At 33.1% G+C, this 15,014-nt stretch carries 13 protein-coding genes; all 13 read right to left on the reverse strand.

All coding sequences use genetic code 11. The features are described 5' to 3' along the window. Positions 1-251: 251 nt before the first annotated feature. The gene (locus tag HMPREF3241_RS07895) at positions 252-1,622 is read right to left on the reverse strand and encodes a HAMP domain-containing sensor histidine kinase (RefSeq protein ID WP_002446426.1); all 1,371 of its coding nucleotides are present in this window, start codon (positions 1,620-1,622) and stop codon (positions 252-254) included. After that, positions 1,619-2,278 (reverse strand): response regulator transcription factor, encoded by a 660-nt coding sequence (locus HMPREF3241_RS07900; RefSeq protein ID WP_002446427.1) that lies wholly within the window; start codon positions 2,276-2,278, stop codon positions 1,619-1,621. The genes HMPREF3241_RS07895 and HMPREF3241_RS07900 overlap by 4 nt, the downstream gene beginning before the upstream one ends. Positions 2,279-2,837: 559 nt before the next feature. Beyond that, positions 2,838-3,605, reverse strand: coding sequence for a DeoR/GlpR family DNA-binding transcription regulator (locus HMPREF3241_RS07905; RefSeq protein WP_002446428.1), 768 nt, complete (start codon positions 3,603-3,605; stop codon positions 2,838-2,840). 6 nt (positions 3,606-3,611) lie between these two features. Beyond that, on the reverse strand, positions 3,612-4,937 hold the full coding sequence (locus tag HMPREF3241_RS07910) for an MATE family efflux transporter (RefSeq protein WP_002446429.1): 1,326 nt from the start codon (positions 4,935-4,937) through the stop codon (positions 3,612-3,614). After that, positions 4,924-5,778, reverse strand: coding sequence for a metallophosphoesterase family protein (locus HMPREF3241_RS07915; RefSeq protein ID WP_002446430.1), 855 nt, complete (start codon positions 5,776-5,778; stop codon positions 4,924-4,926). The genes HMPREF3241_RS07910 and HMPREF3241_RS07915 overlap by 14 nt, the downstream gene beginning before the upstream one ends. 13 nt (positions 5,779-5,791) lie before the next feature. Next, on the reverse strand, positions 5,792-6,688 hold the full coding sequence (locus HMPREF3241_RS07920) for a carbohydrate ABC transporter permease (protein ID WP_002495746.1): 897 nt from the start codon (positions 6,686-6,688) through the stop codon (positions 5,792-5,794). Positions 6,689-6,703: 15 nt separating this feature from the next. Continuing rightward, positions 6,704-8,392: an extracellular solute-binding protein gene (locus HMPREF3241_RS07925; protein ID WP_002446432.1), complete on the reverse strand. Its 1,689-nt coding sequence runs from the start codon at positions 8,390-8,392 to the stop codon at positions 6,704-6,706. 11 nt (positions 8,393-8,403) lie between these two features. Continuing rightward, positions 8,404-9,360 (reverse strand): ABC transporter permease, encoded by a 957-nt coding sequence (locus tag HMPREF3241_RS07930; protein WP_002446433.1) that lies wholly within the window; start codon positions 9,358-9,360, stop codon positions 8,404-8,406. Next, complete coding sequence (locus HMPREF3241_RS07935) at positions 9,357-10,448, reverse strand: ABC transporter ATP-binding protein (protein ID WP_002446434.1); 1,092 nt, start codon at positions 10,446-10,448, stop codon at positions 9,357-9,359. The genes HMPREF3241_RS07930 and HMPREF3241_RS07935 overlap by 4 nt, the downstream gene beginning before the upstream one ends. Positions 10,449-10,798: 350 nt before the next feature. Next, entirely contained in the window at positions 10,799-11,413 is a 615-nt protein-coding gene (locus HMPREF3241_RS07940; protein WP_002446435.1) for a phosphatase PAP2 family protein, read from the reverse strand. A gap of 12 nt (positions 11,414-11,425) precedes the next feature. Next, positions 11,426-12,499: an undecaprenyldiphospho-muramoylpentapeptide beta-N-acetylglucosaminyltransferase gene (locus HMPREF3241_RS07945; protein ID WP_002446436.1), complete on the reverse strand. Its 1,074-nt coding sequence runs from the start codon at positions 12,497-12,499 to the stop codon at positions 11,426-11,428. A gap of 17 nt (positions 12,500-12,516) precedes the next feature. Further along, positions 12,517-13,020 carry a GNAT family N-acetyltransferase gene (locus tag HMPREF3241_RS07950; RefSeq protein ID WP_002446437.1) on the reverse strand — a complete coding sequence of 168 codons (504 nt, stop codon included), beginning with the start codon at positions 13,018-13,020 and terminating at the stop codon, positions 12,517-12,519. A gap of 334 nt (positions 13,021-13,354) precedes the next feature. Continuing rightward, a complete protein-coding gene (locus HMPREF3241_RS07955) occupies positions 13,355-14,830 on the reverse strand; it encodes a S41 family peptidase (RefSeq protein WP_002446438.1) in 1,476 nt (491 codons plus the stop codon). Positions 14,831-15,014: the final 184 nt, after the last annotated feature.

The raw sequence follows: 15,014 nt of genomic DNA on the forward strand, positions 1-15,014 counted from the left end.
ATCAAGTTTAGATTGTCAAGTCTATAGTAAGAGAACTTTTGTGAAGAAGTTCCTTTCATTAGTATGACATGATATAGCTATTCTAATCAGCATCTTAGTATAATGTCCGTAATCTTTATTTATAATGATAGGTGTCAATGGATTTAATCATTTATAGTACTAGTTTAAGGATTGTTAATATCTAAGCCTGTAATAATTTATTTGTCCCTTGTTTGATCGTAATCATTCGTTACTTAAATAATACTATTTATTTAATTTAGTACTGGAAAACTGATTTTGAAAGTCGTGTAATTTTGTAGTTCACTTTCAACCTGAATCATACCACCGTTAAGTTGTACAATTTTTTCAGCTATTGATAGTCCTAATCCATTGCCTCCCTGACTACGTGCACGTGATTTATCTACACGATAAAATCTATCAAAGATAAATTCTAAGTCAGCTTTTGGTATACCCATACCATGATCAGTAATATCAATCATAATCATTTTATTTTTTAGTTGAGTAACAATTTTAATGTGCTTATGTTCAGTATCGTATTTCATTGCATTATCAATAAATATGAGTAAAAGTTGTTCAAACTGATGACGGTTAATTTTTAATTGGATAGGTTTAGTAGCAAGATGTGTTTCAAAGGTATAATCTGGATGTAGGTGTTGCAGTGACTTCACACGTGACTGAATCTCGCTATTTATGTCTACATTTTCACATTCCAAAACATTATGATTGACTCTATCTTTGGTAAGTAAAAGTAGTTCTTCGACAAGTTTTGTTATTCGATTCACTTCCTCAATTGAAATATTCAAAGATTCCTCCAAAACTGCTGGATCTTTTTTTCCCCAACGTTGAATTAAATTGAGATGACCTTGAATAATCTGTAGTGGCGTTCTTAATTCATGTGAAGCATCCTCGACAAATTGACGTTGCTGATTAAAAGATTCTTCTATTTGATACATCATTTCATTAAAGGTATCAATTAAATTGTCTGTTTCTTCATAATTTGTAGTTAATTCAAGTTTATTTTGAAAACCATCTCTTCTAATTTGATTCATTTTATTGGACATTGTAACTATTGGTTTAGTAATTTGCGAAGAAAAGATATAACTCACGCCGGCGGTTATAATGGTTGCAATTAATCCAAAAGCAAGTGCAACGATATAAAGTGATTTAACGAGATTATCATAATTTTGAAGAGAATGGACTAATACACTGTATCCAGAAAATTCCTTCGAACGTATAGGTTCAGTTATTACTAAGTAATTAATACCGTGGCTTCTATGAATATGTATACGTTCAGGATGTTTGAAATCAATTTTGTTATCATAAGCAAGTGTATTATCATTTGATGTTTGAATTAACTTTCTACCCTTATCATCATAAATCAATATTTCTTGAAAATTTTCTAAGGATGCATTTAAATCCAATGCAGATATATCACTTAAAGATTTTGAATGGAACAGATTGGCGATATCATTTGAACTTCTTTCAGCTTCGTCAATTTCACTACTTCGTAAAGTATCTTTTAAAAAGAAAATAATAATTAAGCAGAAAAGTAATATTGTCGTGAAGGTAATGAGCGTCGTAATAAGCATCCATTTATATTTTAATTTTTGACGCTTAATCATCGAATCACATACCCTACGCCACGTACAGTTTCTATGGATTTTTCTTTATTAAAAGGTTTGAGTTTATTACGTAAATAACGAATATAAACATCAACGACATTCGTTTCTACTTCACTATTATACCCCCATACGTGATCGAGAATTTGTTCACGTTGCATGACGTGGTTACGATTTTCAGCTAAAACATATAGTAAATCGTATTCTGTTTTAGTTAATTCTAATTGATGGCCATTAACAGTAACTTTAAAGGCATCTTTATCAATGATAATACCATTGATATCTAAAACATCTTTATCTGGCTGTCTGCGCAATACCGCTCTTATTCTTGCCAGCAATTCTTCTATATCAAAGGGTTTTACAATGTAGTCATCTGCCCCATAGTCCAACCCAGCTACTTTATCATATGTCTCGCTTTTCGCAGTAATGATGATAATTGGAGTAGTTGTTTTTTGACGAATTTGTCTACAAATTTCTAGACCATTTATGTTTGGAAGCATTAAGTCTAAAATATATAAATCATAGGGCTTAGATAATGCTTTGTCCAAACCTGCCTTTCCATCATTCTCTATATCAACAGTATAATTTTCATGAGTTAACTCAAGCTCTATAAATCTAGCAAGATTTTGCTCATCTTCTACGATTAAAATATTTGTCATATTTGCACCTCACGCTACATCTTAAACAATTAACTCGTATTTCTAAAGATGTAATTCAAAATTGTAAATGATTTGTTATGAAACTAGTATCATTTTACCATGAACCACCTTAATAGATGGTCGAATAAGTAGACTGTCTTTAGAAAAAGTCACTCTAGCATTATCAATATATTTAAATTAAATGGAAAAAATATCTATATTTCTAATTGACAATCATTATCAATCATGTATAATGTTAATTGAAAATGATTATCAATACCAATTGAAAAACATTCCCCCCACATACAAGTTGTTCTTTTGGATTGGTCATTTTCAACTATCCCCTTTTATATGCCCGTAAAAGACTAACGTTAAGATAGGACGTTTCAATAAAAGCAGTAGACCTTTGACACTTGAGGTCTGCTGTTTTTTAGTGCCACTGCAACGAAAAAATATTCATTGCTAGTGGCACTTATACTTGGGCAAAGCCTCAGGTGTTACCATTCGTAAAATTAAATAAAGCCTGAGGCGTCTTCTTTTATTTAAAAAAGACGAAGTCTCAGGCTTCATTTTCTATAAGTTAAATCTGTAACCAATGCTTCTGATTAAAATATTCTATATTCTGAGGTTTAGCATAATCAGAAATCATATAATCAATTTCGCTAAACCCATCAATACGATACGACGCATGCGCATCTCGCTTACTACTATCCGCTAAGAGATAACTCAGTTGACTTTTTTGAATCATAATGTGACTTGCATGCGCTTCTTCCAGATCAAATTCATAACAATCACTCGTATCAAACGAACCACATGAAATAAAAGCTTTATCAAATTTAAAACGTTGTAATAACTCATTCGTCATATGCCCGCGCACAACATCTTGTTCAGTATTCGTCTTTCCAGCAAGCATAATCACTTCTGCTTGAATTCGTTGCTCCTCTATAGCACGATTCAATTCATCCGCAATCTTCAGAGAATTCGTCACAATCGTGGTCTGAGTAATATCATTGAGATATTGAGGAATTCGCCCTGTTGTGGTTCCACCATCGATGACAATAATTTCTCCAGACTGTATTTGCAAAGCAGCTTTCTTAGCAATACGCTCTTTTACTTGTGATTGTTTCTGCCACTTATTCGCATATGATTTCTCTTTATTAATATGATTGTATTGTATCGCACCTCCATGTGTACGTGTAATCAGTTTATCGTTTTCTAAGGTTTCTAAATCCTTTCTCACGGTTTCAGGCGTAACTTGTAAGAATATAGCTAAATCTTTTACTGCCACCTGTCCGTACTGATCAACACGTTTACGAATAAGATTCAAACGTTCATTTCTTTTATACATAATTATCTATACTCCAATCTGCTTCATTCGTGCTTGCCAACGATTATTTCGCCATCTAAGATACATAATGATAAATCTCAGCGCTTCATCAGCAATACTCACTAAAATAATTCCTGTATAACCTAATCTCCAATGAATACCTAATAGATAACTTCCAGGTAATAATAACAACCATGTGGTCACAACACTCACGGTGACTGGATAACGTACATCCCCTGTCACGTTTAATAAATCTACAATTAGATTATTAATTGCACGTATCGGTTCTAATCCAAAAAGTATAACAAGATAGTAAATGATTAAATGATAGGTTTGTAAGTCGTGTGTTATCCAACGTCCACACACTATAAATCCTATAAATACACACGTCATAATCATGAAAGATTGTGTGATATTAAACCAAATACTTTTTATAACAACTTTCTTTAAAGTACGGTAACGTCGACGGGATATAAATTTTCCTAAATAAATTTGGCTAGCAGCACTAAATGCCATAGCACAACTAAAAGACAGGCCGCTTAAAACAGTAGAAACAGATTTCGCAGCGATGACTTGAGTGCCTAACATCGCAATAAATGCAGTTGTAAATGTCTGTGCAAAATTATAAGAAATTTGTTCACCTGCTGTTGGGATACCTAATGTCGAAACCTGATATATTTTCTTCCAGCTCAGCTTGAAGTAATGCTTGAATGGACGGAAAATTTGTATCAGCGCAATTAAAGCTAAAGTACATCCCAATAAACGACTGAACGCTGTTACCACCGCGACACCTAATACAGGGTTACCTACATATTCTGGAATAATAAAGAGTACGATACCGTTCAAAATGATATTAGTCACATTACTAATGATAGTAATGCGTGTAGCTGATGATGCATGATTCATGACACGTAATACAGTACCAATATACATGTGACAGGTCGTTAAAGTGAGTACACTCAATATAATCATTCCAAATTGATAGGTCAGTTTGAATATATCTTGAGGTACCTGAAAAAGTCGTAAGATAAGTTCGAATGCGATCCCAATCACAATCGTAAATACGATAGATACTATGCTATTGAATAACAAATTATGATAAATCTCTTGTGAAATACTTGAAGGTTGATGTTCCTTCAAGTGAACAATACGTATATTTGTACCCACATGAATGATTGTAATCAGAAACGTGATGAGCATGAGTATTTGGCTTATCATTCCCGAAGCAGCAACGGCATCAGTGCTATAGCTGTTTAACATCAATGTATCAGCTTGACCCATGATGAGTATGAAAAGTTGTTCTATTAAAATAGGAATGTATAATGACCGAAACGTTCTTTTAGAAACGATCATCAAATTCTAACACTTTCGATTTATATATAGCGTCAGGTTGCAACTCAATTAATCTAGCCCCACGTTGTAAATCACCATAAGTATTGTAACCACCAACACGACCAAAGCTAAGGCGAATCCCATATAAATTAATCGTAAAATCATTGTCATGGTCATGACCGCAGAACATACCTTCAATATCACCGTTTAGTAACATCTGACTAAATAATCCGGAATTAATTTTTGAGCACGCAATAGGTTCATTGAAAATGCCATGATATTCACCAATATTCTCAACTTCTCTATATTCTTGTAATGGAATATGTGTAAATAATAAGTTATGTTGAAAGTTGTGTTGAAATTGAGTTTGATATGCTTGATGTGTTTCCCTAAGCCAATTCACATGTTCAGGTCTTATAAAATCATAATCACCTATGCCAAATGGATTATAATCTCCTCCATCAATAACATAAAGCACATGTGTGACTGTATCGTTGTTTACAACTTCTATTGTATAAGCTTCTTTATCATCAACAATGAGGCTATGATTTTTCTGTACATAGTTGGTAGAATATTGGTCCTCAATAGCGCGTAAGTCTGAACGTTTGAGATGCCCCTCTGTATCGTGATTACCAAATGTCGTTGCAATTTGCGTATCATATCGATTTAAATACTCCATTAATTTCTTATAAACGCGACCTGAATCAATGACGCCTTCAGACCAAATTTGGTCACCTGTTAATACTGTGATGTCAGGTTGATAGTGTGTCATCATATGATGAATTAAATCGTAAGTTTTTTGATCTTTTTCATCATTGTGTGGCCCAATATGTAAATCGCTTAATTGTAGAATTGTAGTCATTGTTTCGTCTCCTTTACTCTTTTGTCGAACCGATAGTTATACCTTTTACAAAATGCTTCTGAACAAATGGGAAGAGGAATAATACTGGAATTGTTAATAGTACAATCATTGCCATCTGCATTGAGTCCCCTGTAATTGTCAACTTGTCTAACATCGCATATGAACCTGACTTTTGTTTTAAAGCATCTGCAATGGCAGCTTGTTTCGTTAACATATCTTGTAAAACAGTAGCTAACGGTTTGAGGTTTGGATTACGTACGAAGAATGCACCTGTAAACCAATCATTCCACTGACTCACGGCGTTAAATAATGTAATTGATGCCACCACGGGTTTACTCATGGGTAAGACAATTTTCCAAAAGATTTGAAAGTCATTACAACCATCTACTCTAGCGGTTTCAATCACACTACTAGGTAATTGATTGAAGAATGTACGCATAATTAAAATGTTATAAACGCTATAAAGTGACGGTAAAATGTATACCCAGAATGTATCAGTTAAATGAAGTTGATTTAATAGGATATAAAGTGGTACAACACCGACACTGAATAACATCGTAAAGACTAGGAAGAATGAGATGATTCTTCGAAACGGTAAACTTTTGATTGTTAGAACGTATGCAGCCATAGCTGTTAATATGACGCTTAGTATCGTTCCTATGACTGTCTTTGCGATACTAATAAATAATGCATTTAATAACGTGCCTTGTTTAAATATCTCCTTAAAATTATCTAGTGAAAATTTACGCGGGTAGAAAGTGATGCCACCTTTTTGAGCATCTACCCCAGAGTTAAATGCTAAGGCAAAGATATTAATCATCGGGAGGATAATCGTGATTACTAAGCCAATAATAATGATTAATGAGATAATACGAATGACAAGTGCACTTTTATCTTGTGAAACTTTCATTGTCTCTGCCACCTCTTAATAAATAATTTGAGTTCCTTTTTTATCTCTTTGATTTTCAACGTATCTTTCAAATTGATTTAAGCCTGCCTCTTCTAAACGTTGCTTAGCACTATCAATAATTTGTTTCGCTTCCTTGTCTGATTGAGAATAATAAGCACGTTTAATAGCGTCACTATAATCATCGAGTGCAATTTCTAAATCTTCGCCATATTCATATTTAGATAAGAATGACTTTACTGTGAGTCCGTTTACGATTTTGGCGTGTTTCTGTCTTTCATCATAATGCCACATATCAGCAATCTTTTCAGGAGTCGTCTTTTTCGTTTTTGTATTATCCCCGTATTCAGTTTCACCGAAATCAGCTTTATTATCTATATCAGTATAACCAAGATGATCTGCCCAATAAGAACCCGCACCTCTAAAACCACGTTTTTTAGCTTCGTCTGGATTATTTTCAACTTCTTTTAACACTTCAGGTTTAACATGAGGGTTACCTTTCTTATTTAACGTATAGTCACGTCCTTTAATACCGTACTGACCGAGTAATTTACCTTTGCGACTTGCAAGGAAATCAGCGAGTTTAACGACGTCTTCAGGATGTTCAGTCGTACTTGGTACAGCCCAACCGTTTGCGCCTGATTTATATGGCTTTTCAACTCTAAATTTACCTTTGACTGTATTGAGTGGCCCAAGTGGAACGTATTTCATACTTTGATTTTCAGTAACATAGTTATGTAAATCTGAAACAATGCCCCATGAGCCATTAACGAGTCCTTCTTTTGCTTTATTTTCTTCCATTGTATAGAACTCTTTTGTCATTAAGCCTTTCTTCATAAGGTCTTTAACGTAATGTACACGTTTAAGTGGATATTCGGTTTGTGATTCATGTATAATTTTCTTACCTTTATTTAAAAATTTCTCATCAGACTGACCAGTCCACACAAGGTCATTATAGAATTTAGTACGATCGTCACCGCCCCATGCTGTTGGGCCAATAGGTGTGATTTCTTTACCATTATCATCTTTGAAGTGGTGTTCTTTCATCTTTTCAGCAAGTTTTTCTACATCTTTGGACGTCTTGATAGAAGTAGGGTCGATATGAAGTTTATCCATGATATCTTTTCTGACGTAAGGACCACCTACAGTGCGACGTTCTTCTTGTCCTGGATGACGGTTAATCCCCATATGTACAAGGTACGTTCCATCTTGTTCTTTATTAAACATGATGTTATCTTTCGTATCTTTTGGTAAATATCCTTTTTTGAAATACTTACTATAAATTTTTGTGTTTTTAAGCATTTTCGTTAAGTCTGTGAGTCGACCTTGTTTCGCTGCTTTATTTAGTACTTTCATTTCAGGTCGTCCACTATCATCTAAGTAATAAACGATGAAATCGGGTAAATCTCCAGAAGCGAGTCCTGAAGTTAATGCTTCTGTGGAATCTTCATTAGAAACGGTTTGAAGTTCTAATGTGATGCCAGTCCTTTTCTTAAGTTCTTGAGCGACTTCTTTATTCATTTTAGGAGAGGCATCGTTATCACTTTGAAACACAAGTCCTTTAAGTTTTCTATCTGCAATCCATGTATCTGGTTTACCTTTAGCATCTGCTTTTCTTTTCGCTTCATCTTGCGTTTTATCTTTGCTACATGCTGTTACGAACAAAATGACTGCAATTATTAAGATGAGCATAGACTTTCTAAACATGTACATTCTCCTTAATATAGTGATGTATCCAGTTTCTTATCTGCGAATTTATTAATAATGACGACAGCGATAAGTCCTATCACACCCTGTAATAGACTAATCGCAATTGCGTAACTGAAATCGCCTTGCTCAATACCAGTACGAATCACAAATGTATCCAGTATTTCTGAAACGTTAGCGTTACCTGGTGTTTTGAGTAGGTAAATTTGATCGAACCCTGCTTTTAAAATATCGCCTAGAGAAATGATGAATAAGATAACAATTGTTGGCGTTAACATAGGTAAGGTAATATGTATAATTTGTTTGAAACGATTCGCGCCATCAATCGTAGCTGATTCATAAATTTCAGGATTAATACTCATAATTGCTGCAAAATAAATAATGGAATCCCAGCCTACATTCTTCCATATATAACTAGAAAACATGATGGTGTGAAAATACTCAGGGTTCATCATAAAGTAAGTCGACCCGTCGCCACCAAATTGATGGATCAGTTGATTCATAAGTCCATCATCTGGAGCGAGTAATTTCTTGAAAATACCGATAACTACAACCCAAGATAAAAAGTGAGGGATGTAAAGTACGCCTTGAAATAAACCTCTAATCTTACCTAATTTAGAATCTTTAATTTCGTTAAACATAATGGCTAAAATAATTGGAAATGGTAGAGCTAAAATCAATTTCATGCCACTTATAATTAGCGTATTCATAATAATTTGAATACAGCGAGGGTCAGAGAAAAAGCGTTTAAAATAGTATAGCCCTTTCCAATCACCGCCGATGATACCAGTATCGAAGCGGAAATCTTTGAATGCCAGAACAAGACTTGTCATTGGAATATAGTTGAAAATCAAGAAAAAGAGTAAACAAGGTAAAATCATTAAGTAAAGTACTTTGTGTTCCCACATTCTTTTTAACAAAGGTTTTTGATGAGCGGATTGAAGGCTTTGTTTTTTGTTTTTACTCATGATAAAACCTCCTCTTGTACTCTTTCGCCTGAATCAGAATCGAAAAAGTGTGCATCTTCCGTTTTTATACCGAAGGAAACTGTTTGTCCTAATTCAAAATCCAAATTACTATCTACAGCTGCTATGATTTTATGCTCATTGTGATGACAGTGAAGTAATTTGTATGAACCAGTTAACTCAACTAAGTCTACAGTGAATTGAGAAAGTTGGATTGGATAATTACTTATTTCGTTATCATTAACAAGATGTAAGTCTTCAGGTCGTATACCAAGTCTGTATTGTGCATGCGATGCAAGTTGAAGTAATGTAGCATCAGCCACTTTTTGTCCATCGAAGTACCAAGCATCCATGTTGTAGGTCATTGGAACCATATTCATTGATGGGCTACCAATGAAAGTGGCAACAAATTCATTGACAGGATGACGATAAATTTCTTCAGGCGTACCAATTTGTTGTATTTCGCCTTGTTTTAATATGACGATACGTGATGCCATTGTCATAGCTTCAGTTTGGTCGTGTGTCACGTAAATCGTTGTTGCTTTCATTTGTTTATGTATTTTTATAATTTCGCTTCTCATGTTACTTCGTAATTTAGCATCTAAATTAGAAAGTGGTTCATCCATGAGAAAGATTTGAGCTTCTCTAACGATAGCTCGACCAAGTGCCACACGTTGACGTTGTCCTCCAGATAAGGCTTTAGGTTTACGGTCGAGGAGGTTTTCAATTTCTAATATTTGAGCTGCATGTTGAATTTTTTCGTCATAAATTTTCTTCTTGATTCCTCGCATTTTTAAGCCGAAAGCTAAATTTTTATAAACTGTCATATGTGGATATAATGCATAGTTTTGAAAGACCATAGCAATCTTACGATCTTTAGGTTGTAAATCATTGATTACTTGATCGTTGATACTAATTGTCCCTTTGCTCACATCTTCAAGTCCTGCAATCATACGTAACGTTGTTGATTTCCCACATCCCGAAGGTCCTACAAATACTACAAATTCATTGTCCTCAATATCTAGATTGAAATCTTTAACTGCGTGACTACCATTGTCGTAAACTTTGTTTAAATCCTTGATTTGTATCATGTCTTTGCTCCTTTGAAGATTTAATCACAAGTTCAGTATAAGTAATCGCTATTAAAGTAAACTTTTTTCAAATTTAAGTTTTCGTAAATCAAAATTTTTTGTTTGTAATTTTTCAAAAAACAAAAGACTTAAAACATTTATAAGACAACATTTTAAGTCTTTTATTAACAAAAATGAAAACAAAGAAATTAATATAAGATAAATATTATTAACATTGAGCTTACAAACAATATTTATTTAAAAACGCCGATTTGAATATACTAAATAAACCACTAAAATCATTGTTTACTCACAATCATTTCAGTGGTTTGGTCAATACCTATTTAATTTAAAATTCCAACCGCGCTTCTTTATACAGCGAGTTGTTTTTTCAATATTAACGTTGATAAAACAATGCAGAAGGCACCACCAATAATGCCGGCAATAATATCTGTAGGGTAATGAACGCCTAGGTATACTCTAGAAGTTGATATTAATAAAATGAAAAGTGCGCATAAACCGATTAACACGCCTTTAGAGATACCCGAATCATGACGGTTTATTACATATATAGCGCTTCCAAAGAATGAAGTTGAGCCCATAGCATGACCACTTGGAAAACTAAAGCCGGAAATGTCAATTAAACGCAATAATGTTGGACGTTCCCTATCAAAGATATTCTTTAATAGTGGATTGAGTGTACTAGATAGGCTCATTACTATTACAAAGAATAAAGCTTCAATTTTGAAACGTTTTAGCATAAGGTAAGCAACTAATAATAAGGATAGCGCAACCATTGCCCAAACTTCACCAATTTTTGTCGCACCTAACATAATAGATGTGGTAATGAAACTTTCAGATGAATAAATAAATTCATATACCTCGTTATCTATCCATTTTCCAAGCCTTGACTCATGAAAAAAAGCTATTATACCAAAAATAAGTGTAAAAACAATCAGCAATGAAATGCGTTTCCATCGATTCATTATAGGTGCCCCCTACTTGTTTAATGCATCATGAATAATTTTATCAAATAAATCTTCTTTCGTGTAACTCTCTTGATATGTTTCCATTTGTTTGATAATAGATTCACGATGTAATTCAATATCATTTAATTCTTGCAATAAGTTAACTTCTGTAAGTTGATCTTCAGGAATATGACGACCATAACCTTTAGATTCAAAGTTTTTAGCATTATCAATTTGATCTCCTCTTGATTGATCAAGTCCTAAGGGGATGAGTAGCATCGGTATGCGTAGCGTTAAAAATTCATAAATTGCGTTAGAACCTGCACGACTTACAACAGTGTCAGTGATTGCTAATAAGTCAGTTAAGTCGTCTTTAACAAATTCAAATTGAACATAACCTTTTTTATTAATTGAGTCATCAACAAGTCCTTTTCCAGTTAAGTGTATAATTTGATAATCATGGAGAAGTGCCTCAATATTTTGACGAATGATATTATTAAGTTTTTTACTACCTAAACTTCCACCCATGACCAATAACACTTTTTTATTTTTATCAAAATCAGTGAGTTGATAACCTCTTTCTTTATTCCCTTGTTTTAAGTCCTCACGTACAGTAGCTCCAACAAAATCAGCTTTATCTTTTGGAAGATATGCAAGTGTATCTTCAAAGGTTGTGTATATTTTCTTAGCAAATTTTAAAGCAATTTTATTAGCTAATCCAGGAGTTAAATCTGATTCGTGTATGATAGTTGGAATTTTTAAAGAACGTGCGGCTATAACTACCGGAACACTAACAAAACCACCTTTTGAAAAGAGTAAGTCTGGTTTTTGTTTTTTTAGTATTTTACGTGCATCTAAAATTCCTTTCAAAACTTTAAAGACATCTTTTGCATTTTCAAAGGATAGATAACGACGTAATTTACCGCTTGATATTGGATAATATTGAATATTGGGGAGTTGTGACTCTATCATTTCCCTTTCAATACCATGTTTTGAACCAATATAAAATGCTTCGTGTCCTTTTTCAATCGAAGTAGGAATTAAACTTAAATTCACTGAAACATGTCCTACTGTTCCTCCACCTGTATATGCAATTTTTGTCATAATTACAACCTCTATTCTTATATGTTTTTATAATAAGCATAAAAAGGTGCCCCTCTATCAAAAGGATGATAATCTATCTCTATCTCATCAACTTTAGTAAAACCAAACTTTTCAAATAATCCTTGAGCAGGTTTATTGAGGGCAAATGTATCCGTTAAAATGACATGAATATCATGTTCATTTGCTAAGTCCATGGCAAATTGGAAAAGTTCAGTCGCAGCACCTTTATATTGTTTTGATCCAGCTAATCTGTGAATAACGTATGCTCCATTTCGATTAACAGGCCAATCAATGTCATCATACCACTCCGATTGGTTTTGGTCGATAACAATAAAACCATAAATTGTATGATCAACGTCTAAAACGTATAGTGTTTTATTTTCGATGTCTTCTTCAAAATGCTCTTTCGCGGGATATTCATCATCCCATTGGTTGTTGTTGAATTCTTCCATAATCTGTTTAGCCTCTTTGACTAATTGAGTAATACTAAGTAAATCATCTTTAGTTGCTAATCTAATCATCTTACTAAAACACCTCTTTTTTTAAATTTTAACGAGTAGTAACAATAAATTTAAATCATATTGATACTTTCAAGACTCAATCAATTAACGAAAATCTGAAAATGTTAAGAAATGATTGGGACCATACCTTAATAGGAATAACTTTTATAAAAGTTGTATTTCCAACTAATCAGAATTATCAGATATGATTAAGAGCCTGTACATATACTATATGTCTCAGGCTCTTAATTCAAACGTGAATGGTTATTAAATTTAAGAAATCCAACTCTTTAAGAATGATATTACACTTAAAGAGTTGAATGCGTTCTTTTCGTTTAATGGTTTTCTCGCAAGTTTATTTTAGTTTGTTTAGTAAATCGTTTAAAACAGTATCTTTTTTATTCGCTTTTTCAACAAGTTTTTCAGTAAATTTATCATTTGTTTTTTTATCAAAATTGCCATTAACTTTTAAATTATTGTCTTGTTGAAATGTTTTAATAGCGGATTCTAATTGTTCGTCAAATATGTTTGTTTCATTATCAATTTGATAACCTAAAGCTTTTAGACCTATTTTCATCGTTTTAACATTTTTATCTTTTTCACCCTGATGATAAGTTTTGTTATCTGGAATGACATTGAGTGATTGGTATTTTGGTGTTGAGATACTAACATCTGGTCTAATTCCTTTACCATGTATATAATGGCCATCAGGCGTTAGCCATTTCATCTCTGTATATTTAATTAATGAACCATCACTGAATTCACGAGTGGTCTGAACGATACCCTTACCAAATGTTTTAGAACCATAAACTTTAGCTTTATGATAGTCTTTCATAGCACCTGTAAACACTTCTGAAGCACTAGCTGATCCCTCATTAACTAAGATGGATACTTTCATATCTTTTGCTTGTTTTAGTGCTTGATTAGAAGTTTTTAATTCTTCCTTATCCTTACCTTTTTCCAATTGAACGACTGTATTTCCCTTATCAATAAAGATGTTTGCCATCTTGACTGCTTCATCTAATAAACCACCCGGATTATTTCTCAAATCTAAAATGATATGACGGACGCCATGCTTATGCGCTTTGATGATTGCAGATTTGAGTTCACCAGAAGTATTGCTCTGGAATTTATTGATTGTTAAAACGCCTACATTGTCCTTTTTCTCATACTCTACACTCTTAACGTGAATGGTATCGCGTTTAATCTTAATATCCTTTTCTTGCGAACCACGTTTTATAGTTAAAGTAACATATGTTCCTTTTTTACCTCTGACCATTTTAACAACTTGATCAAGTGGTTTACCGACTACCGAATGATGATTCACTTGTGTGACGATATCTTTAGGTTGAATACCAGCTTTTTCTGCTGGTGAATCCTTCATTGGACTAGTAACACTTATCTGTTCATTTTTCTTTTGCATTTCGGCACCTATGCCAACGAAATCACCTGATACACCTTCATTAAATTGTTTTGTTTCTTCAGCAGTCATATATTCTGAATATGGATCTTTCAGTTCTTTAACCATACCATTTATGGCAGATTGAGTTAATTTATCAGAACTTTGCTTTTTGTAATAATCTTTATTAAGTGTTTGATAGACATATTCAATTTTTTTTAAATTTGCACGTTGTTCTTTATTTAAACCACTTTTTTGATGGCTAATTAAAATCGTTGATACTACAGTTATGATAGATGTTAAAAGAATAATGCCCAAAATAATGAGTATGAAATGCCATAATTTAATTTTTATTTGCTTGCTATTTTTAGACGGTGTTGACTTTGTATTATCATCTTGAGATGTTGCATGATTTTTTTGATGATCATTCATGGTATCACATCCTTATACGTTCATATTGAGTTATACAAAATATAAATTCATGGTTATATTTATACTTAATCATTAACAAGTTATTGAGGAATTTTCATCTTGTATGTATTCGAATATTTTTAATTATGATGTATGTAAGTAAAAATCACATGAGGCTTGAGTAGTACATGCTAAAAATTACTAT

Origin of the sequence: Staphylococcus sp. HMSC34G04 (assembly GCF_001838765.1) — a bacterium.
GTDB classification, from domain to species: Bacteria; Bacillota; Bacilli; order Staphylococcales; family Staphylococcaceae; genus Staphylococcus; species Staphylococcus epidermidis.